This is a genomic window from Nocardia cerradoensis NBRC 101014 (genome assembly GCF_000308535.1).
Lineage (GTDB): Bacteria > Actinomycetota > Actinomycetes > Mycobacteriales > Mycobacteriaceae > Nocardia > Nocardia cerradoensis.
Genome location: NZ_BAFW01000217.1, coordinates 81834 through 101950, shown reverse-complemented (window position 1 = coordinate 101950; position 20117 = coordinate 81834). Strand labels below are relative to the sequence as shown.

The following is a 20117-nucleotide window of genomic DNA, read 5'->3' as shown; positions in this document are numbered from 1 at the left end:
CCAGGGATCGGCGGGTCTCCCATATCTCGCTGAGCGCGGACGGCCGGGCACTGATCGATCGGCTGATGCCGCGCCAGCTGGCCTACGAGGCGGGATTGCTGTCCGGACTACCGGACGACGACCAGCGCGAACTCGCCCGCATTCTGGCCGATGTGCTGGTGCGGTGGGAAGGGCGTTTCGGCGGCTTGCCCCGCTGATTTCCGCGGCGGCTCGGCCCCGAGGACGCCCGCATCCGGTCGTGCGAGGACGCGGACCGGATGCGGGTGGATTCGCCTGCGAATCAGCCGTTTCCGACGGCCGAGAGCGGACGGATCAGGGGAACGCCGTCGGATGCGACGGGTACCGGGACACCGGCGAGTTTGTCGATCGCCGCGTAGTAGGCGGATTCGTATCCGGCGCCCAACTGGTCGACGGAGAACCTCTCCACCACCCGGCGCCGGCAGGCGGCCGGGTCGATCTCGTCGGCCGCGGCGATGGCCGCGGGCAGTTCGGCGGGATCGTCGCAGATGATGCCCGTGACCCCGTGGTCGACGACCTCTTCGACCGCGCCGCCACGCAGAGCCACCACCGGGGTGCCGCAGGCCATCGCCTCGATCATCACGATGCCGAACGGCTCCTCCCAGCGGATCGGGAACAGCAGGCACCGCGCCGAGGCGAGCAGCAGCCGTTTCGCGATCTGATCGGCCTCGCCGAAGACGAAATCGGTGTCGCGCAGCAGTGGCCGCACCGCGTTCTCGAAGTAGGCCTTCTCCGGGGGCTCGTTCATCTTCGCCGCCAGCACCAGCGGGATCCCCGCCTCGTGCGCGGCGTGCAGGGCCAGATCGGGACCCTTGTACGGGGCGTAGCGCCCCAGGAACAGGCCGAAGTCCTGTTTGCGGGTCTGGAACGGCCATTCGGCCGGGCGGACCGTGTTGTAGACGCGGCCGACCCAGTTGAGATTCTCCGCGAGTGAGCGCTGCCGATCGCTGATCGCGACGAACTGCGCGGTATCGGTCAGCGAGGTGTAGTACTCCTGCGCTTCCCCGTCGACCGGACCGTGCACCGTGACCACGGTCGGAATGCCGAGGGCGGTGTACATCGGAGCGTTCAGCGGCCCCGCGAAGGTGTGGTCGTGGACGACATCGATCCGTTCGGTCCGCGCCAGTTCGGTGATGATGCGCCGAACCTTGAGCGCGTTGAGCACCTCCGGGAACGGATCGCCGAGACGATCGGCGAGGATGTCGTCCCATACCCGGATGAACCGGGCGGTAGTCCCGGAGCGGCCGGCGCCCAGCAGGGTCACCTTGTGCCCACGTGCTACCAGTGCGTCCGCCAGTTGAGCCACCACGGCTTCGACGCCGCCGTAACCGGCAGGCGGTACTTCGAAGTACGGCGGTGCGACCATCACGATGTGCAAGGGCGCGCCGGATTCGTGGAGCCGGTAGATCAAGGATTCCGAGTCCGCCAGTGAAGCGTCCTCCAAGGAGGCCGAGTACGCCGATTCCGGGTAGTGCAGGGAGTCGTCGTACTCGACGGGACTGGAGCCGGACGGACCCGAGGAATCCGAGCCTGACGGGTTACTGCTCATGGTACTGCCTCCTCAACGTGTGAAGCTGCGACCAAGCATGGCGAGAGACCAGAAACCACCAGGCGTCTCTCGGGACTTCGGTTTCCCTCATCGGGCGGGCCGGAGCGACCCGGTGGGTGATGTACCCAGCAGACGTCACGGTAACCCCTCGACAGTAAATTGTCCGGGAATGCCTGGTAGAACGCGAAATTTGTGCGACCCGACCTGGGCCGACGGGTGGGATTGCCGAGCGGTAGGACATCGCGGCGGACCGTGTCGCCGCCCCTGCCGGGGTGTCCGGGGCCGGCGGCGGGCCTCGGCGGCACCGCGCTCGGACGTCCGGGGCGCACATATATAAGGCATAGATGGATCGACGAATCGAAATCTCGACAATTCGGGCAATACAGACAAATTGCAATTGCGACGCGCCGAAGATTTTACCGTTTCACGGCAGAGTATTGACCGTTGATTTACCATTGCCGCGCCGCTGCGAGCGGCGTCCGAATGTTCCGAAAAACGCCCTCATTTGCAGGTCGTACGGCGTAGAAGACGATAGCCGGTCGATGACTGAGCCTATTCGCCCGGAGTGTCCGGCGCAAAATTCAAGATCAAGTATATGAAGATCAAAAATGTTGCTACGCAAGAAGGTTGGTCTGTGTAAGCTGACCTCGATCACGACCTACTACGAGGTGGGATGGCGGCGATGGTGGTGTCGCAGTGAGTATCGACAAACTCCGGCTGCGCCGTGCGAGCTACATGGTAGCCGCATTCGGTGTGCTGGCTTTGGTGGTGACCGGTCCGCTGGATCGGTTGATGTTGGGTGTTTTCATCTGTATCGGGCTGGGGCTGGGATGGCTGAACGCGCAATTGACATTGCGGTCGGTCACCGGCATCACCCGCTCGGAATCGCCGAATAAGCAGGCGCTGGCCTTGTCGACGGCCGCGCGGCTGATCATCGTCACCGTGCTGGCGATCATCGTGGCGTTCCTGACGCGCCCGAACGGTGTGGGCATCTTCTTCGGACTCGCGTTGTTCCAGGTGATCCTCGTCTTGCATACCGTCGTGCCCGAGTGGAGAGGGCTCCGTCAGCAGTCATGAGCAGCACTATCGCGACGATGATCCTGGCCGATGAAGAGCCGAAGATCGAAGTAGGTCACCACGCCACCACCGAACTCTGGGGATTGACGTTCAACGTCGACACCATCATCTCGACGGCGGTCGCCGCGGTGATCGTCATCGCCCTGGCGCTCTTCCTCCGTATGAAGATCACCTCCGGCGTACCGAACGGCGTGCAGTTGTTCTTCGAGACCATCACCGTGCAGATGCGCGGGCAGGTGGAGTCCGCGATCGGGATGCGTATCGCGCCCTTCGTATTGCCGTTGGCGGTAACGCTTTTCACCTTCATCCTGTTGTCGAACTGGATATCGGTGCTGCCGATGCAGTACGGCCGCGGCGAATTCATCTTCCCGCCGGCCTCCGATGTCAATTTCGTCTATGCCCTGGCATTGTTCGTCTTCGTCTTCTACCACGCCGCGGGTGTCAGACGCCGCGGTCCGGTGACGCATGTGAAACAGTTGCTGAAGGGCCACACGGGGTGGGGGCCGATGGTGTTGATCAACATCATCGAAGAGATCGCCAAGCCGTTGTCGCTGTCGCTGCGATTGTTCGGAAATATGTTCGCCGGCGGCGTCATGGTCGCGGTGATCGCGCTGTTCCCGTACTGGATCGCGTGGGGCCCCAACGCCATTTGGAAGCTGTTCGACTTGTTCGTCGGCGCCATTCAGGCGTTCATCTTCGCGCTTTTGACCGTCCTCTACTTCAGCCAATCCATGACGCTGGAGCACGAAAACCACTGAACGGCAGTCCCGATCGGCCCCACCGATCGGTCAACGTTGGAGAACAGGAAGAGAAAATGGCAGCAGATCCAGCAATCGTCCAGGGTGCCCTCATCGGCGGTGGCCTCATCATGGCCGGTGGCGCCATCGGCGCGGGTATCGGTGACGGTCTGGCCGGTTCGGCACTGATCAACGGCGTCACTCGGCAGCCCGAGGCAGAGGGCCGGTTGCGCGGTAACTTCTTCCTGACCGTCGGTCTGGTCGAGGCCGCGTACTTCATCAATCTCGCGTTCATGGCGCTGTTCGTATTCGCAACTCCCGGTAAGTAATCGGCGAGATGTCCGCGCGAACCGATGTGGTGGCCGAGGGGAACTTCCTCATTCCCAACGGCACCTTCTTCGTCGAGCTGATCATTTTTCTGATCGTGCTCGGAGTCATCTGGTTCTTCGTCGTTCCGCCGATCCGCAAGGTGCTGACCGAACGCGAGGAGCGGGTGGAGGCGACCGCCGCCAACGCCAAAGAGGCGAAACAGGTCTTCGCCGACGCCCAGGCGAAATATGAGACGGCGCTGGAACAAGCCCGTACCGAGGCGGCCGACATCCGCAACGAGGCACGGGCCCAGGGCCGCGCGATCATGGACGACCTGCGGACGCAGGCACAGCAGGAGGTCGACGGCATCGTCGCCGAATCCGCTGCCCATCTGCGCGCCGAGGCCGACCGCGTCAAGTCCGAGCTGCGACTCGAGGTCGAGCCGCTGGCCCAATCGCTTGCCGATCAGGTGATCGGTGACAGTCGCCACGCCGGCACCGCCGGTCGTAGGAGGGGCAGGGATTCGTAATGATTGACACCAGCGGCGGTGTGCTTGCCGCAGGCGGATACCAGATCACCTTCGACTGGCCGGTCTTCTTCAGTCAGCTGTTCGGCTTCGCCGTCATCATCTTCGTCATCTGGAAATGGGTCGTCCCGCCGGTGAAGAGGTTGATGGCCAAGAGTCAGGACGCGATCGCCAAGCAGCTCACCGAAAGCGATCACGCCGCACAGCAGTTGGAGGAGGCCAAGCGCTCCTACGCGAACGCCCTCACCGAAGCGCACAGCGAACTCGAGCAGATTCGCGCCGACGCGCGCGCCGACGCCGAGTACATCGTGGCGCAGATGCGAGAAGCGGCCGCGGCGGAGGTCGAACGGGTGCGACGGCAGGGCCGCGATCAGGTCGCCCAGCTGCGTCGCCAGATGGTGCGCGATCTGGAAACGGATCTGGCGGCCGCGATGCTGGCGATCACCGAGGAGAAGGTGCGCGACCAGGTGGCCACTCCCGAGGCGAAGTCGGACAGTATCGAACGGTTCCTCGAGGACCTCGAGATCCTGGCGAACTCGTCGTCGGCCAAACGGCAGGCCCAACCGGGCTGGAACTGAACATCGTATGTGGGTAGCCGGTGGACCGCGGTCCACCGGCTACCCGTTTCATACGGAGACGCCGGCGGGCGGGATCAGCGCGTCGGCGAGCGCCGCGAGAGTGGGCGAGCAGCCGGAATCGATACGGACGGTGGCCGATTCGTCGCCTCGAGTGGCGCCGCGGTTCACGATCACGATCGGCTTACCCGATTTCGCGGCGCGGCGGACGAATCGCAGCCCCGACATGACCGTCAGCGAGGATCCCGCGACGACCATCGCATCGGCGGCGTCGACCATCGAGAATGCCTCGGCCACACGATCTTTCGGGACATTCTCACCGAAGTAGACGATATCGGGCTTCAACATGCCACCGCAGTCGGCACAGTCGACCATGCGGAAACCGTCGGTCTCACCGACCACGGCATCGGCGTCCGGCGCCACCTCGATCCCCGTCGCCGTCGCCAGTTCGGCGAAGCCGGGATTGGCCGCCTCCAGCCGGTCGGCGAGCGTCATGCGCGAGATCAGGGCGTGGCACGACAGGCAGCGCACCCGCGCATAGGTGCCGTGCAGATCGATGACGGCCCGGTGCCCGGCCTTGGTGTGCAGCAGGTCCACATTCTGCGTGATCAGCCCGCCGACCACGCCCGCACGTTCGAGCCGGGCCAGCGCGCGATGGCCGAGATTGGGCCGCGCGGCGTCCATCCGCCGCCAGCCGACGTGATTGCGCGCCCAGTAGCGCTGCCGGAACACCGGATCGCCGACGAACTGCTGATAGGTCATCGGATTGCGGGGCGGCGAATCCGGTCCGCGATAGTCGGGGATGCCGCTGTCGGTGGACATGCCGGCCCCGGTCAGGACCACGATCCGCCGGCCCGCCAGCACCTCCACCGCACGATCGAGGCCGGTTGTCGTCGGCAGGGTCGCGAGATCGGGCATGAATCCAGGTTACGAGCCCGGACGCGATGTTCTCCCAGGGCTTATTCGATGACGCGGACCAGATCGTCGTCGGCCCGCTCCGGTGCGGTCCGCGCGGCCTTCGCATGGCTGTAGGCGATGCCGACGACCAGGATGGCCAGCAGGACCGCCGAGGTGCCGTAGGTGCCGAACCCCAGTCCGCCGCTGCTGTGCGGTTTGGACAGCAGATCACCCGCGGTGGCGCCGAGCGGCCGGGTGAGGATGAAGGCCATCCAGAACAGGACGACACCCGAGATCGGCGTGAAGTAGTGCGCCAGCAGGATGACCACCATGATCGTGCCGATGAGCGCCGCACCGCCGCCGTAACCGAGGCCGGAGCTGTCGGACAGGTAGTCGCCGAGCGACGTGCCGAGGGTGTTCGACAGCAGGATCGCCGCCCAGTACAGCAGCTCGCCGCGCAGCGTCCGGATATTCGAGACGTCGTAGGTCTGCCCGCTGAACCGCCAGATCACGAAGACGATCGCCAGGCCGCTGATCAGCAACGCCGCACCCGCGCCGTAGCCGAGTCCGCCGTCGGTCGAGGTGCCCGAACCCGGGCCGCGGTTGATCAGATCGGACATGGTGGTGCCGGCCGTGCTGGTCGCGGCGATCACCGTCCAATACAGGGCGGGATGGAATCGGCGGGCGCGCAACTGGGCGATGAGGCTGATGACGAAGATGGCGAGAAACAGCAGTGATGCCGCCACGTAGCCCAGCTTCAGGGTCTGCGCCAGCAGATCGCCGCCGGTCTCGCCCAGGGTGGTCGCGGCGATCTTCAGAACCCAGAACAATGCCGTGACCTGGGGGAGTTTATATCCGGTCCGGGCCGGTGCCGGGTTGGTCACGTGGTAGTCCTTTCCGGGCCGCGGGCCGGCGACCGTCTCGACACAGGGACGGCGGCATTCTGCCCGCTCGTCGCTGAGACGACGCTGAGATCGTGACGGGCGCACTGCCGTCGTCGTCGATGATGGACCGTCGTGGTCGATGATGAGTGGGTGCATCGGTTCCGGCGTTGGACACATCCGTCGCGGTGGGGAGTGCGGATCCGGTCTGCCCTCGTCTCGGCCCTGGCGGTGGGTGTCGTGCTGCTCGTCGCCGCGGGCGCGATGGTCTGGTTGTTGCACCGCTCGCTGATCGACGAACTCGACGGTGCCGCGCAGGCCCGTGCCGCCGAGATCGCGGAGACGCTCGAACACGACCCGGCTCGGGTGCGCGAGCTCACGCGCGCCGAGGACGGGCGCATCGCGGCGGCCCAGGTCGTCGCGCCCGACGGCACGGTGATCTGGGGCTTCGACGATCCGCACGGAATACTTGCCACGCCGCCGGCGGGAGTCAAACGTGCCGTCGGGCTGGCCGCCGCATCGGGATACGACGAGGACCTGCGGGTCGCGAGCCGTCTCGCCGAGACGCCGTCGGGCCGGTACCAGGTGCTGGTGGCGGTCGACACCGAATCGGTCGAGCGGGCGGTCGCCCGGGTCGGCGCATTGCTGGCGGTGGGGGCGCCGATCGTGGTGCTGGCGGCCGCCGCGGCAACCTATCTACTGGTCGGCAGGTCGCTGCGGTCGGTGGAGGCGATCCGCGAGCGCGTGGCTCGGATCGGCGCCACCGAGCTGTCCGAGCGGGTGCCGGTACCGGCGCCGCGCGACGAGATCGCCCGGCTGGCCGAGACGATGAACGATATGCTCGCGCGCGTCGAGGCCGGACACCGCGCCCAGCGCCGCTTCGTCGGCGACGCCTCTCACGAATTGCGCAGTCCGCTCGCGACGGTCACGGCCGCACTGGAATTGGCGCGTCACCGCCCCGAAATCGTGGACGCGGAACTGATCGACGGCACGCTGCTGCCGGAAGCCGAGCGCATGCGGCGGCTGATCGACGATCTGCTGACCCTGGCCGCCGCCGACGAGCAGGGACTCGAATTACGCACGTGCGACGTCGATCTCGACGATATCGCCCAGTCCGCGGCCGCTGCCGCTCGCCTGCGCGGGGAGAGAACGGTCGAGACGGACATCCGCCCGACCCGCATCGTCGGTGATCCGGAGCGGTTGGCGCGGGCGCTGCGCAATATCGTCGACAACGCGCTCGCGCATGCGCGTGCACGGATCCTGATCGCGGTCGCGGAGAATTCCGAGCCGGGAGCGTCCGGCGCGCGCATCGTCGTGGACGACGACGGGCCGGGCATTCCCGCGGCGGACCGTACGCGGGTATTCGATCGTTTCGTGCGACTCGAGGCCGATCGGTCACGGACGACCGGAGGTTCGGGTCTCGGGCTGGCGATCGTCGCGGAGATCGTGGCGGCCCACGGGGGCGCGGTGCGCGTGGCCGAATCACCCTGGGGTGGAGCGCGATTCGTCGTCGATCTGCCGCTGACCGGACCGCCGGACCGGTGACTCAGTCCGGTGCGGCCGCGACCTCCGAGTCGATCAGCCGATAGCCGACTCCGCGCAGGGTCTCGATACTGTTGCTGCCGAACGGCGTATCGATCTTCTTGCGCAGATAGCCGATGTAGACCTCGACGACGTTCTCCGGGCCGTCGTAGTGCGCATCCCAGACGTTGCGCAGGATCTCGGTTTTGGTGAGGGCGCTGCCCTTGTGCCGCAACAGGAATTCGAGCAGTCCGAATTCCCTGGGCGTCAAAGCCAATTGGGCACCGGCGCGGGAGGCCGAGCGCCGCCTCGGGTCCAGTCGCAGATCACCGGCGGCCAGAATGTCGGGCTGCTGTGGTGCGCGGCGGCGTAGCAGGGCGCGCAGGCGTGCGGTGAGTACGACGAAGGAGAACGGCTTGGTGAGATAGTCGTCGGCGCCCAGATCCAGCGCGTCGACCTGGTCGTAGTCGCCGTCCTTGGCGGTGAGCATCAGCACCGGGGTGGAGATGTCGCGTTCCCGCAGCCGGCGCAGCACCTCGTAGCCGCTCAATTCGGGCAGCATGATGTCGAGCACGATGACGTCGAAGTCGTCCTCGGTCGCCCACCACAGGCCGTCGGTCCCGGTGTGGGCATGCTGGACGACGAAACCCTCCAGCTCCAGGCCGCGCCGCAGGGTCGCGGCGAGCCGGGGCTCGTCCTCGACCACCAGCACACGCATCCCCCCAGCATGCCCGACGCTTTCGGGGGCCGCGCGGGCACTACAACCAGATGCCCGATTCGACGACCCATACGCCGCCGTTGTTCTTGCGGGCGGGCTGGGACAACTGCAGGGAGACGCGCTGTCCGTTCGGCCCGGTCGCGACGGCGAGGTAGGCGCCGTCGTGGGTGATCGCCGGCCGCGACCAGCCGAAGCGCCCGGAGACGAAGGCGCGTGCGACGGCGTCCTCGTCCAGCCGCCACGGCTGGTGACCGGCGTCGGCCGACTGCTGCAACTGTTCGGCCGCCTCGCCGCTGATACCTTCGCCGGGGAAGGCGGTGCCGGCGGGTGGACGGTCGCCGGCGGCCGTGCCGGACCCGGAGACGATTGGAAGGTCGGACGTCGGTGCGGAGGGTACTTCGGCGGGTCCGGACGGCGTCCGCTCGATACGGCCGGAGCCGTCGTCGGTTTCGCCCGAGGTGTTCATGGCGGGCACTTGCGTCATCGATCGATATCCGACGGTGTTCGGTCCTTCCGAGGCCGGTGAGTCGGTCGAGCAGGCGACGAGGGTAGCGGCGACTGCGATACCGGTCGCGACGGTGACGACGCGGAGTATGTCGACGCGGAGTATGTCCGTGGCCCGGATCCGCCGGTGGCCGGAGATATGAGGGAGTCGAGTGTGGGAGCGCATGGGCGGTCTCCTGATGCGATCGGTGCCGTCATCGTGTGATCCGCGCCCGGTCGGTGAATGTTAGCGACGTTGAGGCGTGTCGGCGCGGATCGAGACCACTCCGTCACCGTGACGGTCGCGGGCGATGGTGATCGCTCACCTGCCGCGACCGCGGCGTCAGCCCGCCGCGGATCTCGGCGGCCGCTGCCCGCACCCGCGGCGCGATCCGCCGCAGCGCCGCCGGACGATCACAGACGACACCCACCGCCGCCGACGCGTCGACGGCGACGGCCACCGCGGACAGCCCGGACCCGAATTCGTCGTCGTCGTAATCGGTTGCGCGACTGCCTATTCGATGGAGACGTCGATGCAGGGCCGCGAGATCGAATCCGGGCTCGACATCGGTCACCCGCGCGTCGACATCCTCCGGCGGCAGTTGCGCCAGGGCGACCCGGCCGAGGGTGCTGCGATGGGCCGCCACCCGGGTCCCGACCCGGGTGGGCACCGCCGTCGCCGCCCGGCCACCGAGTTTGTCCAGGTAGAGCACCTCTCCGCCGTCCAGCGCCCCGAGATGGACGACGGCGGCCGTGGCCAGCAGCAATTCGTGCAGGATCGGCGCCGCGCAGGCACGTAACCGGGACAGTCGCGCGGTATCGGCGTTCCACGTGCGGACGCGCCGGCCCAGCGCGTAGCCGTCCGTGCCGTGAGTGAGCCACTCCAGTGCGATGAGCTGCCGCACGATCCGATGCACGGTGGCGCGCGGCAACCGGGTGCGGACGGCGATCTGGCCGAGCGTCAAATGCCGGTCCGGCGCCTGGAACAGGTCCATCACCAGGGTGGCGCGCTCGAGCATGGTCCCAGGCAGCTGAGCTGCGGCTACCTCGGACATGTACCGATGGTAGGAGTCGCCCGCGGTGCGCGACGGCCACGTTACCCATTCGGTACGCCGGGCTCACCCGCCGGATCCGGACGCCGATCCGGTGCCGAGGCCGTTCGCGGATCCGCTGGGTAGTTGCAGCTGTGCGTCCGGTGTGCCGGTGCCGTTCGGGTCGAGCAGCCCGCCCTGCCCGGCGTAGGAGCTCTGTCCCGGTGGCGCCTGCAGCACCGTGAGGTAGTTCCACAATCCCGCCGCGAGCGCACCGCCGCCGACCAGCACCGTGCCCGCGACACCGCCCGCACCGGCGAACGCCAGGACGGCCGCCGGAATCGTCGCCAGACAGCCGGGACCCACCACCAGGCAGGTACTCGCTCCGACCGCGGCGCCGACGAGGGCGCCCAGCACGGTGCCGACGACCGTCCCGATCACCGGGCCGCGCGACATGATGGTCGCGAAATCGTTGAGCGCCAACTGGTTCTCCATCGCGGAAGCCGCGGGGCGCCTGGCGATATCCGGAGTCATCGTGAGGGTTCGCCCGCCGTCGCCGATACGGGTGTCGATGCGGTGGGCGACGCCGTCCACGGTGAAGCTCGCGGGCAGCGTCGCGACGGGGGTGCCGTCCACGGTCACGCGGACGTCGCCGTCGGGACCCGCGCGGAATGCGCCGGGGGCGAAACCACTGAGAACGACTGCACCCGAGATGGTTTCGATACTCGGTGCGGGCGGTTCGGCGGTGGCGATGGCGACGGACGCGGTCAGGGCCGCGGTGGCCGCCGTGAGCGCGGCGATCGTACGGTGGGACATCTTCGCCTCCCGCGCTCAGCGACCGGTGTCCGGCACGCCGGGCCGGCCACGCAGATCGGAGGCGTATTCGCTGGTTCCCGGCGGTGCCAGCAGCGTCGTGACGTACCGGTAGAGCCCGACGGCGGTCGTGGGACCGCCGCCCAGCACCAGGCCCGCGACACCGCCCGCGGCCCCCGCGAGGCTGACGATCGGCAGCACCGCGACCACACAGGCGACGCTCAGCACCGCACACGAGGCCCCCGCGAGCGCGATCCCGAGCCCGACGCCGAGGACCGCGCCCACCGCCGTGCCGATCAGCGCGCCGACGGACGTGCCGATACTCACCGCATTGACCAGGTCGTTCATCGCGAGCTGGTTCTCCAGCGGGGAGGCGACCGGGGTCAGGGCATCGCGGCGCACGCCCGCGGTGTCCGGCGTCAGCGTGAGAGTCGTCGCATCCTCGCCGATCTGCTCGCGGATCGGCATGCGCTGGTCGCCGATCGCGTACGCCAGCGGTAGGGCATAGAGCGCGCGCCCCGCCTCGTCCCGGATGGTGACCGCGGTGCCGTCGGGGTCGACGGCGAAGGTGCCGTGCGTCAATTCGACTGTCACCGAACGGCTGTCGGTTGTCTCGGCGTGGTAGGAGACGACGGCCGGGGCCGGATCGGCCGCTGCCGTCCCCGCCGCGGCCAGTGTTGCGGCGCAGACCGCCGCGATCGTCGAGATCCGAATCTTCATGGGGCGCCCCCTCGTCTCGATCCACCGGACGCTCGTGACGCCCGGTCCCCGGTGCGGGTGCGATATCGCACGCGACGTGCGGGGAGCCGGACCGTAGCGCGGCGGATTCGGAAGCGTCCGAAGGCGTCTCGCTCAGCGAGACAGATGTTGCTCTGTGGCCGGGAGTCCGGCCAGGAAGGCGGTGATCGCCGACGTCACCGTCTCCGGATCCTCGACCATCGGCAGATGTCCGCAGTCACTGAGTACGAGACGCTCACGGGGACACAACGTTCGGTCGAGCCGAGCGCCGGCGGCCGCCGACAGAATCCGATTGCGCTTGCCCCAGACGGTACATATCGGCGGGAAGTCGGGGCCCGGAATGAATTCGTCGAGGGCGGCGAAGGCGGGAAAGTCCTGCACCAGCCGGTCGAGGGCGAGCAGTCGGCCGCGATCGGTCCAATATGCCTGCAGGCGTGCGTCTTTCTGCAATTTCCGGTCGCGTCCGCGCGGGCCCAGTTGATTGGCGACGATCAGTGTGACGAGTGCCTTCGGCAGTGCGAGCCGCCGGGCCAACGGCGCGAGCGGTGCGAACCGGTCGAACCACATCAGCGGCGCTTGGTCCCCGTGCCGCACGGTATTCCAGGTGAGCGGATTGATCAGCACCAGTCCGCGCACCCGCGCCGGATCGCCGATCGCGAAACTCAGCGACGTGGCGCTGCCGAGGCAATTTCCGACCAGCACCACCCGGCTCAGCCGGTGCTCGTCGAGAAAGGCTTCCAGCATCGCCACATAGTCGGCGAGCCGATATCCCTGCGGCTGTTCGGATTCCCCGTACCCGGGCAGATCCAGTGCGAATACCTCGTACCGGTCTCGCAACGATGCCACCTGCTCGTCCCAGATCCGCCGCTGGGCGCCCGCGTTGTGGATGAAGACGATCGGATCGCCGTGGCCCGCGCGGTCGTAGACCACGCGCCGCCCTCGATATACGAATTCCGCCACGACGACTCCTCACATCTACGAACATCGGTGTTCGTAAGTGGGTACGGTACCGCACCCGCGCAGACCGCGCTGCTCAGCGGGACAATTGCAGCGCCAGCGTCGCCGCGGCCGGAAGCAGATACAGCGCCGGGAAGATCGTCGTCCCGTAGGAATGGGCGCGCACGGTGGTCGCCATCGCGCCGAGGAAATACAGAATCAATCCCACGGCCGCCGCCACCCCGATCGCCGGGACGATGAAGCCCGCCACGAGCCCCAGCGCCCCGGCGGATTTGGCGAGGGCGAGCCAGTTCCACCAGCTTCGCGGCACCCCGTACCGGTGCAGCGGTTCCACGACGAATTCACTCTTGGTGAACAGTGAATAGCCGGAGAATCCGATCCACAATGCCGCTGCCGTGCCGACGATGTAATACGCGATGTTCATACCGGTGTGACGACGCCGCGGCCCGGAGTGTGACATGCCCGCGCGAATGCCCGGTCAGCGTCGCTGGAGGGTGATTCCCGCGATCGGATACGGAACGTCGATCGAGGTTCCGGCGGCGTTCAGGGTGCCTTCCCAATACCCCTGCCGCGCGTCGATTTCCCGCAGATCCAAGCCGACCGGCACGCCCTCGAACGTCACATAGGTCTCATCGGGTCCGGCCGCGTTCTGCCGGCCGGTCCTCGAGGAATTCCCGCACACCAGGGTCACGGTCGTGCTGTCGGCGAATGCCTGCAGGTCGCAGTTGTGCACGGGCGAGCCGATCATATTGTCGGGGTGTTGCGTGATGTGGTAGGCCCCGGCCGGGATGATCCCGTTGGCGGGGTCTTCCGGGTTGTCGGCAGAGGCGGCGGCCGGCACCGCGGAGAGGGTGGCGGCGGCGAGTGCGGCTCCGGCCGCGGCACGTCGAACATTCATGGTCCGGCTCCCATCGGTCGATCCATCGACATCGGCCGGATGTCGAGAGTCGCCTCGTCATCCGGGTCGCTCTGAGGGGAGGATTCCCCGCTCCCACGAACGAAACCAGCGATGCGGTGGCATGCGTGCGGTGAGTGCGCCGATGAGGGCGATGTCCCGAAATATCAAGTTCCAAGTCCCGGAGAGATAAGCAATCCCCTCCGTCTGTGCCTACCGTTGAGTGCATCACCCGGTGCGTGGCCGATGCTCCGGCCCCGCAGAAAGAGGAGATGTCCTGTGCCACAAGCCTTTCGCTATTACGAGACCGGTGCACCCGAGGTGCTGCGCTGGGAGCACGTGGAAGTCGGCGAACCGGGTCCGGACGAGGTGCGGATCAGACACCGAGCGGTGGGCCTGAACTTCGCCGACACCTACTTCCGCACCGGGTTGTACCCGGCGCCACTGCCGGCGGGGATGGGCGTCGAGGGTGCGGGCGTGATCGAGGCCGTGGGCCCCGGTGTCACCGGCTTCGCCCCGGGTGACCGGGTGACCTATACGGGCAGTCCGCTGGGCGCCTACAGCACGGAGCGCGTGATGCCGGCCGAACATCTGATCGCGCTTCCGGACGGGATCGGCTTCGACACCGCGGCGGCGATGACCATGCGTGGTCTGACGGCGGCGTATCTGCTGCGCCGGATCCACCCGCTGCGTCCCGGCGACACGGTGCTGTTGCATGCCGCCGCGGGCGGGGTCGGGCTGATCTTCACGCAATGGGCGAAGCTGCTGGGCATCACCGTGATCGGCACCGTCTCCTCCGACCGGAAGGCCGAGATCGCGCGCGCCCACGGTTGTGAGCACGTCATCGTGTACACCCGGGAGAACGTCGCGGAGCGCGTGCGCGAACTCACCGACGGCGCCGGTGTCCGCGTGGTCTACGACAGTATCGGCAGGACGACCTTCGAATCCTCGCTGGATTCGCTGGCGCGACGCGGGCTGCTGGTGTGTTTCGGTACGGCGTCGGGGCCGGTGCCGCCGATCGACGCCATGCAACTGGCCGTCAAGGGTTCGCTGTTCGTCACCCGGCCGGCCCTGGCCGATTACATCGCCGACCCGGCCGAGCGCGCCGAACTGGCCGGGGAGTTGTTCGCCCACGTCGCCGCGGGCCGCATTCGCATCGCCATCAATCAACGCTACGAGCTCGCGGACGCGGTGGCCGCACATCGCGATCTGGAACAGGGCACGAGCATCGGCTCGTCGGTCTTCACCGTGGGCCGGGAAGGACAGTCATGACAAGCATTGCCCCCGTGCGACTTTCGGCGCGCTCCGCGCCCTTCGGCGTGCGACCGCTCACCTGCACCATCGGCGCGGAGTTGTTCGATCTGGACCTGGCCGAGGTGGCACGCGACGATACGCTCTTCGCCGCACTGAAGGACCTGCTCCTCGAACACAAGGTGCTGTTCTTCCGGAATCAGGACATCAGTCGCGCCGAACATGTCGCTCTCGCACAGCGATTCGGGCCGCTGGAGGACCACCCCGTACTGGGCAGCGACCCCGAACATCCCGGCCTGGTTCGCATCTACAAGGACCTCGACAGCGCGCCGGAACACTACGAGAACGCCTTCCATTGCGATGCGACGTGGCGTGCGGCCCCGCCGATGGGGTGTGTGCTGCGCTGCGTCGAAACTCCGGCGGTCGGCGGCGACACCATCTGGGTGAATATGGCCGAGGCGTATCGCCGGCTGCCGGAGTCGGTGCGCTCGCGGATCGCGGGATTGCGGGCGCGCCATTCCATCGAGGCCAGCTTCGGCGCGATGCGTCCGGACGCCGAACGCCTGCGGCTGCACGAGCAGTTCCCGGATGCGGAACACCCGGTGGTGCGCACACATCCGGAAACCGGTGAAAAGGTGTTGTTCGTCAACGCCTTCACCACGCATTTCGTCAACTACCACACGCCGGAGAATGTGCGCTTCGGCATCGACTACGCGCCCGGCGCCTCGGAACTGCTGAACTATCTGGTCCGGCAGGCGAGTGTCCCCGAATATCAGGTCCGCTGGCGGTGGACCGAGAACAGCTTCGCCATCTGGGACAACCGCTGCACCCAGCACTACGCGGTGCAGGACTACTTCCCCGACGTTCGCAAGATGGAACGCGCGGGCATCATCGGCGACAAGCCGTTCTGAAAGTCGTTTCGCCACACATTATTCGATCGGAGTACAGCCATGTTCTTTCACGACGACGCCTTGTTCCCGGAGAACCAGGACAAGCTGGTCATCACCTGCGCGCCCTACGGGCCGGAATGGGAGCCCGACGATTTCCGCGAGGATCTGCCGCTGACCATGGAGGAACATATCCAGCAGGCGGTCGACTGCTACGAGGCCGGCGCCACCGTCCTGCACATCCACGTGCGTGAGCTCGACGGCAAGGGCTCCAAGCGCCTGTCGAAGTTCAACGAACTGCTCGCCGGGCTGCGCGACGCCGTTCCGGAGATGATCCTGCAGGTGGGCGGATCGATTTCGTTCGCGCCCGAAGGTGAAGGCGCCGAGGCGAAGTGGTTGTCCGACGACACCCGCCACATGCTGGCCGAACTCGATCCCGCACCGGATCAGGTCACGATCGCGATCAACACCAGCCAGATGAACATCATGGAGTTGATGACCGCCGACGATATCGCCGGCACCTCGATGGAGCGGCCGGAACTGGCCGAGGCCTACCGGGAGATGACCGTCCCGGCCGGACCGGCATGGGTCGCCGAACATCTGCGACGCCTGCAGGCCGCAGGGATCCAGCCGCATTTCCAGCTGTCGAGCATTCCGCAGCTCGAGACGGTCGAGCGGCTGATCCGTCGCGGCGTGTACACCGGTCCGCTGAATCTGACGTGGGTCGGCATCGGTGGCGGCTTCGACGGGCCGAATCCGTACAACATCATGAATTTCATCCAGCGCGTCCCCGACGGGGCGTGCCTGACCCTCGAGACGCTGATGCGCTCGGTGTTGCCGGTCAATGCGATGGCGATCGCCCTGGGCCTGCACACCCGCTGCGGTAACGAGGACACCATCTGGGGGCGCAAGGGCCACAAGGCGACCTCGGTCGAGCAGATCCAGCAGCTGGTCCGGATCGCCGGCGAGCTGGGCCGCGAGGTCGCCACCGGCAAGGAGGCGCGCGATATCTACAAGATCGGCACCACCTACGCCGACGCCGACGAGACGCTGGCGAAGATCGGGTTCGCGCCGAACCGGAAGCCCGGTCGGGTCGGATTCACTCACCACGCCTGAGCACAGAAGGGATTGCCGCACAGTGCAATGCGCCATCGAACCGACCGTGGTGATCGTCCCCGGCCTGCGCGATCACGTACCCGATCACTGGCAGACCAGGTTGGCCGAGGATCTGGACCGGGTGCGCACGGTACCGCCGCTCGAGCACGACAAGCTCGGTCTGCCTGCCCGGGTGGCGGCGCTGGACCGTGTGCTGTCGGAGGTGGACGGCCCGGTCGTCCTGGTGGCGCACAGCGCGGGCGTCATGATCACCGTGCACTGGGCGCAACGGGCCGGCCGGGACATCCACAGTGCGCTGCTCGTGACGCCCGCGGATGTCGAAAAGCCCTTTCCTCCCGGCTATCCGACCTCGGCCGAGTTGAAACAACATGGCTGGCAGCCGATTCCGCGCCGCCGCCTGCCGTTCCCGAGTATCGTCGCGGCCAGTACCACCGATCCGCTGGCATCCTTGCGGCGGGTGGCCGGTATGGCGGAGGCGTGGGGCAGCCGGCTGGTCGACCTGGGTGATGTCGGACATCTCAATCCGGCCTCGGGATTCGGACCCTGGGACCGCGCCCGGGAACTGCTGCGGGGAGACCGTCGACCTGGGCCGTCCGTCCGCCGTCGGGCAGGAGGGGTGATGACCGAGGTGATGACGTCGGCGGCCGCCGCGGTCGCCGATATCGCGTCCGGATCGTCGGTGGCGGTGGGCGGATTCGGAGTGTGCGGCATCCCGGACAGGCTGATCGAGGCACTCGCCGCCGCGGGAGCGGACGAACTCGCCCTCGTCTCCAACAATTGCGGCACGGCGACGCACGGTACGGGAATCCTGTTGGCGGACAAGCGGCTACGTCGCGTCACCGCCTCCTATGTGGGTGAGAACGCGGAGTTCGCCCGGCAGTATCTGTCGGGCGAACTGGAAGTCGAGCTCACACCGCAGGGCACCCTCGCCGAACGGTTGCGCGCCGGCGGAGCCGGTATCGCCGCGTTCTACACACCGGCCGGTGTCGGCACGCTGATCGCCGACGGCGGAATGCCGTGGCGCTTCGGGCCGAACGGCAGCGTGGCGGTCGCGTCGCCGCCGAAGCCGGTGGCCACCTTCGCCGGCCCCGCCGGGCCGAAACGCTATGTGCTGGAGGAGGCGATCACCACCGACTTCGCCCTGGTGCACGCGCTCATCGGTGACACCGCCGGCAATCTGGTCTTCGACAAATCGGCGCGGAACTTCAATCCACTGGTCGCGGGCGCGGGCCGGATCTGTATCGCCGAAGTCGAAACACTCGTGCCCGCAGGCGGTCTCGATCCGGACCGCGTCCATCTGCCCGGAATCTTCGTCGACCGCATGGTGGCGACCGGCCCGGCGCGGGGTCTCATCGAGAAGCGGACCGTGCGCGGCGAGGAGAGGAAATGAGCGGCGTCATCACCCGTTCCGGATGGGATCGCTCCGCGATGGCGGCGCGGGCGGCGCGAGAACTGCGCTCGGGTGAATATGTCAATCTCGGCATCGGCCTGCCGACGCTGATTCCCGACCACCTGCCCGCCGATATCCGGGTCACTCTGCACTCGGAGAACGGCATCCTCGGCACCGGGCCCTATCCGGCCGAGGCCGAGGTCGACGCGAATCTGATCAATGCGGGAAAGGAGACCGTCACGGTGCTGCCCGGTGCGTCCTTCTTCGATTCCGCCACCAGTTTCGCGATGATCCGGGGTGGCCACATCGATACCGCGATCCTCGGCGGCATGCAGGTGTCGGCGACCGGTGACCTCGCCAATTGGATGGTGCCGGGCCATATGGTCAAGGGCATGGGCGGGGCGATGGACCTGGTACACGGCGCCCGCCGCGTGATCGTGCTGATGGAGCACACCGACAAATCCGGCGCTCCGAAGCTGGTGAGCCGCTGCACATTACCGCTGACCGGTGTGGGGGTCGTCCATCGCGTCATCACCGACCTGGGCGTTCTCGACATCACCGCATCCGGTCCGGTGCTGCGCGAATGCGCACCGGGCGTGACCGAGGACGACGTCGTCGCCGCGACCGGCGCGCCCGTCCGCATCGATATCGGAGGACACTGAAATCGAAGGACACTGACATCAGCGGTCATCGACCGTGTTCTTCGACGCAGCCCGACGCCATTGGCTCGGGCTGCATCCGTGATGGCTGCGGAACCAGCGAGTGAAACTGGCGGGGCTGGAGAAGCCGAGCATTTCCGCGATCTCGGTGAGTGAACGCCCGTGATTTCCCACCACCCGGCGCGCCAGATCCAGCCGGGTGGTGTTCACGATCTCCGAGTACGTGTGCCCCTCGTCCGCCAGCCGGCGGTGGACGGTGCGGCGATCCACGCCGAGACTGCGCGCGATCTGGTCGGCGGAGCAGCGGCCGGTGGGGAGCAGCATTTCGACGAGTTCCTGCACCCGGTCGCGCATCGTCGTTTCGTGGGCGGTGTCCACGGCGCCGAGCAATTGTTGCGTGTACGGCCGCAACAGCGGATCCGACATCGGATTCGGGGTATCGAGATCGCTGGTGTAGAGCGTTATTCCGCTGAATTCGTGCTCGAATCTCAACTGGGGCCCGAACAATCGCAGGTGCGTGCTGCGGTCCCGCGGCGCGGAATGGGCGAAAGTGGTTTCCGCCGGTTGCCATGTCGCGCCGAGGAATCCGCGCAGAATTCCCTGCATCGCTCCCATGGCCAGTTCGGTGGCCTGCCGGGTACTGCGGTGCTCGCCGATATCCAGACTCAGACGGACGTGGGCGATGCCGTTGCGTTCGGTGAGCCGGATATGCAGGGATTCGTTGTAGGTGTGCTGATGGCGCACCATCAGTTCGAGGGCGCTGCGCACGTCGGGTTCCTCGCGGATCACCAGACTCAGCGGGCCCAGATTGGACAATCGCCGCCGTTCCGCGAGTAGCAGGCCGAAATCCTGCCGTCCGGATTCGGCGGCGGAGCGCTCGAGAAGTTCGGTGACGGCCGCGGCGGGCACCCAGCGGTCCTGCAGGCTCAGGCCCGCGGGATCGAGCCCGGCCTCGCGAATCAGGCGGGCCGGATCGAGTCCGAGGGATTGGCCCAGATCCACGTAATCGTTCAGTGCCGCGTACCGCGCCAAGGGTTTCATCAGCGCCTCGCTGTCCCAGATTGTTCACATCTGTGTCCCTGAGAGTAA

At 67.2% G+C, this 20117-nt stretch carries 24 protein-coding genes and 1 pseudogene; 13 read left to right on the top strand and 12 right to left on the bottom strand.

The features are described 5' to 3' along the window. A partial coding sequence (locus tag ON23_RS23365) for a hypothetical protein (RefSeq protein WP_039780760.1) occupies positions 1 to 197 on the top strand: 197 nt, incomplete at its 5' end. Positions 198 to 280: 83 nt separating this feature from the next. Here the strand turns inward: ON23_RS23365 and ON23_RS23360 are convergent. Then, entirely contained in the window at positions 281 to 1384 is a 1104-nt protein-coding gene (locus ON23_RS23360) for a glycosyltransferase family 4 protein (protein WP_167331889.1), read from the bottom strand. An 879-nt stretch (positions 1385 to 2263) separates the two neighbouring features. Here ON23_RS23360 and ON23_RS23355 point away from each other — a divergent pair. From ON23_RS23355 to ON23_RS23335, 5 genes are read left to right on the top strand one after another with little or no spacing between them, the layout of a single operon-like run. Continuing rightward, the gene (locus ON23_RS23355) at positions 2264 to 2644 is read left to right on the top strand and encodes an ATP synthase subunit I (protein WP_030515130.1); all 381 of its coding nucleotides are present in this window, start codon (positions 2264 to 2266) and stop codon (positions 2642 to 2644) included. Beyond that, the gene (gene atpB / locus ON23_RS23350; protein WP_174376517.1) at positions 2641 to 3402 is read left to right on the top strand and encodes a F0F1 ATP synthase subunit A; all 762 of its coding nucleotides are present in this window, start codon (positions 2641 to 2643) and stop codon (positions 3400 to 3402) included. The genes ON23_RS23355 and atpB overlap by 4 nt, the downstream gene beginning before the upstream one ends. 56 nt (positions 3403 to 3458) lie before the next feature. After that, on the top strand, positions 3459 to 3710 hold the full coding sequence (locus ON23_RS23345; protein WP_025352811.1) for a F0F1 ATP synthase subunit C: 252 nt from the start codon (positions 3459 to 3461) through the stop codon (positions 3708 to 3710). 8 nt (positions 3711 to 3718) lie between these two features. Continuing rightward, positions 3719 to 4219, top strand: coding sequence for a F0F1 ATP synthase subunit B (locus tag ON23_RS23340; RefSeq protein ID WP_036505341.1), 501 nt, complete (start codon positions 3719 to 3721; stop codon positions 4217 to 4219). Beyond that, positions 4219 to 4794 carry a F0F1 ATP synthase subunit B family protein gene (locus tag ON23_RS23335; protein ID WP_051043161.1) on the top strand — a complete coding sequence of 192 codons (576 nt, stop codon included), beginning with the start codon at positions 4219 to 4221 and terminating at the stop codon, positions 4792 to 4794. The genes ON23_RS23340 and ON23_RS23335 overlap by 1 nt, the downstream gene beginning before the upstream one ends. A 48-nt stretch (positions 4795 to 4842) precedes the next feature. Here ON23_RS23335 and ON23_RS23330 read toward each other — a convergent pair whose 3' ends face one another. Then, positions 4843 to 5709 (bottom strand): NAD-dependent protein deacetylase, encoded by an 867-nt coding sequence (locus tag ON23_RS23330; RefSeq protein WP_051043159.1) that lies wholly within the window; start codon positions 5707 to 5709, stop codon positions 4843 to 4845. Between the two features lie 41 nt (positions 5710 to 5750). Further along, positions 5751 to 6572: a COG4705 family protein gene (locus tag ON23_RS23325; protein WP_039780759.1), complete on the bottom strand. Its 822-nt coding sequence runs from the start codon at positions 6570 to 6572 to the stop codon at positions 5751 to 5753. 132 nt (positions 6573 to 6704) lie between these two features. Between ON23_RS23325 and ON23_RS23320 the strand changes: the two genes are divergently transcribed. Continuing rightward, entirely contained in the window at positions 6705 to 8114 is a 1410-nt protein-coding gene (locus tag ON23_RS23320) for a sensor histidine kinase (RefSeq protein WP_223273756.1), read from the top strand. A gap of 1 nt (position 8115) precedes the next feature. On the opposite strand, the gene ON23_RS23315 is transcribed toward ON23_RS23320, so the two are convergent. The 8 genes from ON23_RS23315 to ON23_RS23280 all read right to left on the bottom strand — a co-directional run bounded on the left by ON23_RS23315 (position 8116) and on the right by ON23_RS23280 (position 13728). Continuing rightward, positions 8116 to 8808: a response regulator transcription factor gene (locus tag ON23_RS23315; RefSeq protein ID WP_039780758.1), complete on the bottom strand. Its 693-nt coding sequence runs from the start codon at positions 8806 to 8808 to the stop codon at positions 8116 to 8118. A 40-nt stretch (positions 8809 to 8848) separates the two neighbouring features. Next, positions 8849 to 9292, bottom strand: coding sequence for an acyl transferase (locus ON23_RS36110; RefSeq protein ID WP_143860255.1), 444 nt, complete (start codon positions 9290 to 9292; stop codon positions 8849 to 8851). A gap of 289 nt (positions 9293 to 9581) precedes the next feature. Further along, complete coding sequence (locus tag ON23_RS36105) at positions 9582 to 10346, bottom strand: IclR family transcriptional regulator (RefSeq protein ID WP_063821322.1); 765 nt, start codon at positions 10344 to 10346, stop codon at positions 9582 to 9584. Positions 10347 to 10409: 63 nt separating this feature from the next. Continuing rightward, positions 10410 to 11138 (bottom strand): DUF8020 domain-containing protein, encoded by a 729-nt coding sequence (locus ON23_RS36100; RefSeq protein WP_051043153.1) that lies wholly within the window; start codon positions 11136 to 11138, stop codon positions 10410 to 10412. Positions 11139 to 11153: 15 nt separating this feature from the next. Then, entirely contained in the window at positions 11154 to 11855 is a 702-nt protein-coding gene (locus tag ON23_RS23295) for a DUF8020 domain-containing protein (protein WP_039780757.1), read from the bottom strand. A gap of 132 nt (positions 11856 to 11987) precedes the next feature. Next, complete coding sequence (locus ON23_RS23290; protein ID WP_039780756.1) at positions 11988 to 12833, bottom strand: alpha/beta fold hydrolase; 846 nt, start codon at positions 12831 to 12833, stop codon at positions 11988 to 11990. 73 nt (positions 12834 to 12906) lie between these two features. Then, complete coding sequence (locus ON23_RS23285) at positions 12907 to 13254, bottom strand: DoxX family protein (RefSeq protein WP_039780755.1); 348 nt, start codon at positions 13252 to 13254, stop codon at positions 12907 to 12909. A gap of 54 nt (positions 13255 to 13308) precedes the next feature. Continuing rightward, the gene (locus tag ON23_RS23280) at positions 13309 to 13728 is read right to left on the bottom strand and encodes a hypothetical protein (protein ID WP_039780754.1); all 420 of its coding nucleotides are present in this window, start codon (positions 13726 to 13728) and stop codon (positions 13309 to 13311) included. A 276-nt stretch (positions 13729 to 14004) separates the two neighbouring features. Between ON23_RS23280 and ON23_RS23275 the strand changes: the two genes are divergently transcribed. From ON23_RS23275 to ON23_RS23255, 6 genes and pseudogenes are all read left to right on the top strand, one after another. After that, positions 14005 to 14997, top strand: coding sequence for a quinone oxidoreductase family protein (locus ON23_RS23275; protein ID WP_039780753.1), 993 nt, complete (start codon positions 14005 to 14007; stop codon positions 14995 to 14997). After that, entirely contained in the window at positions 14994 to 15887 is an 894-nt protein-coding gene (locus ON23_RS23270; RefSeq protein ID WP_039780752.1) for a TauD/TfdA dioxygenase family protein, read from the top strand. The genes ON23_RS23275 and ON23_RS23270 overlap by 4 nt, the downstream gene beginning before the upstream one ends. A gap of 39 nt (positions 15888 to 15926) precedes the next feature. Further along, positions 15927 to 16979, top strand: a complete 1053-nt coding sequence (locus tag ON23_RS23265) for a beta-keto acid cleavage family enzyme (RefSeq protein WP_039780751.1) — start codon at positions 15927 to 15929, stop codon at positions 16977 to 16979. A gap of 22 nt (positions 16980 to 17001) precedes the next feature. Continuing rightward, positions 17002 to 17535: pseudogene (locus tag ON23_RS39395) on the top strand (RBBP9/YdeN family alpha/beta hydrolase); the annotation flags it as partial. Between the two features lie 63 nt (positions 17536 to 17598). Next, the gene (locus ON23_RS39390; RefSeq protein WP_039780791.1) at positions 17599 to 18369 is read left to right on the top strand and encodes a CoA transferase subunit A; all 771 of its coding nucleotides are present in this window, start codon (positions 17599 to 17601) and stop codon (positions 18367 to 18369) included. After that, positions 18366 to 19031 (top strand): 3-oxoacid CoA-transferase subunit B, encoded by a 666-nt coding sequence (locus ON23_RS23255; RefSeq protein ID WP_039780750.1) that lies wholly within the window; start codon positions 18366 to 18368, stop codon positions 19029 to 19031. Before ON23_RS39390 ends, ON23_RS23255 begins: the two co-directional genes overlap by 4 nt. An 18-nt stretch (positions 19032 to 19049) precedes the next feature. On the opposite strand, the gene ON23_RS23250 is transcribed toward ON23_RS23255, so the two are convergent. Further along, positions 19050 to 20069: an AraC family transcriptional regulator gene (locus ON23_RS23250; RefSeq protein ID WP_039780749.1), complete on the bottom strand. Its 1020-nt coding sequence runs from the start codon at positions 20067 to 20069 to the stop codon at positions 19050 to 19052. Positions 20070 to 20117: the final 48 nt, after the last annotated feature.

What these genes read in the sequence shown, in the direction of transcription:
- ON23_RS36100 (WP_051043153.1), bottom strand. Translation starts at nt 11,138, where the DNA reads ATGTCCCACCGTACGATCGCCGCGCTCACGGCGGCCACCGCGGCCCTG.
- ON23_RS23335 (WP_051043161.1), top strand. Translation starts at nt 4,219, where the DNA reads ATGATTGACACCAGCGGCGGTGTGCTTGCCGCAGGCGGATACCAGATC.
- ON23_RS23250 (WP_039780749.1), bottom strand. Translation starts at nt 20,069, where the DNA reads ATGAAACCCTTGGCGCGGTACGCGGCACTGAACGATTACGTGGATCTG.
- ON23_RS23285 (WP_039780755.1), bottom strand. Translation starts at nt 13,254, where the DNA reads ATGAACATCGCGTATTACATCGTCGGCACGGCAGCGGCATTGTGGATC.
- ON23_RS39390 (WP_039780791.1), top strand. Translation starts at nt 17,599, where the DNA reads ATGACCGAGGTGATGACGTCGGCGGCCGCCGCGGTCGCCGATATCGCG.
- ON23_RS23280 (WP_039780754.1), bottom strand. Translation starts at nt 13,728, where the DNA reads ATGAATGTTCGACGTGCCGCGGCCGGAGCCGCACTCGCCGCCGCCACC.
- ON23_RS36105 (WP_063821322.1), bottom strand. Translation starts at nt 10,346, where the DNA reads ATGTCCGAGGTAGCCGCAGCTCAGCTGCCTGGGACCATGCTCGAGCGC.
- ON23_RS23345 (WP_025352811.1), top strand. Translation starts at nt 3,459, where the DNA reads ATGGCAGCAGATCCAGCAATCGTCCAGGGTGCCCTCATCGGCGGTGGC.
- ON23_RS23340 (WP_036505341.1), top strand. Translation starts at nt 3,719, where the DNA reads ATGTCCGCGCGAACCGATGTGGTGGCCGAGGGGAACTTCCTCATTCCC.
- ON23_RS36110 (WP_143860255.1), bottom strand. Translation starts at nt 9,292, where the DNA reads ATGACGCAAGTGCCCGCCATGAACACCTCGGGCGAAACCGACGACGGC.
- atpB (WP_174376517.1), top strand. Translation starts at nt 2,641, where the DNA reads ATGAGCAGCACTATCGCGACGATGATCCTGGCCGATGAAGAGCCGAAG.
- ON23_RS23330 (WP_051043159.1), bottom strand. Translation starts at nt 5,709, where the DNA reads ATGCCCGATCTCGCGACCCTGCCGACGACAACCGGCCTCGATCGTGCG.
- ON23_RS23295 (WP_039780757.1), bottom strand. Translation starts at nt 11,855, where the DNA reads ATGAAGATTCGGATCTCGACGATCGCGGCGGTCTGCGCCGCAACACTG.
- ON23_RS23360 (WP_167331889.1), bottom strand. Translation starts at nt 1,384, where the DNA reads ATGGTCGCACCGCCGTACTTCGAAGTACCGCCTGCCGGTTACGGCGGC.
- ON23_RS23255 (WP_039780750.1), top strand. Translation starts at nt 18,366, where the DNA reads ATGAGCGGCGTCATCACCCGTTCCGGATGGGATCGCTCCGCGATGGCG.
- ON23_RS23270 (WP_039780752.1), top strand. Translation starts at nt 14,994, where the DNA reads ATGACAAGCATTGCCCCCGTGCGACTTTCGGCGCGCTCCGCGCCCTTC.
- ON23_RS23315 (WP_039780758.1), bottom strand. Translation starts at nt 8,808, where the DNA reads ATGCGTGTGCTGGTGGTCGAGGACGAGCCCCGGCTCGCCGCGACCCTG.
- ON23_RS23265 (WP_039780751.1), top strand. Translation starts at nt 15,927, where the DNA reads ATGTTCTTTCACGACGACGCCTTGTTCCCGGAGAACCAGGACAAGCTG.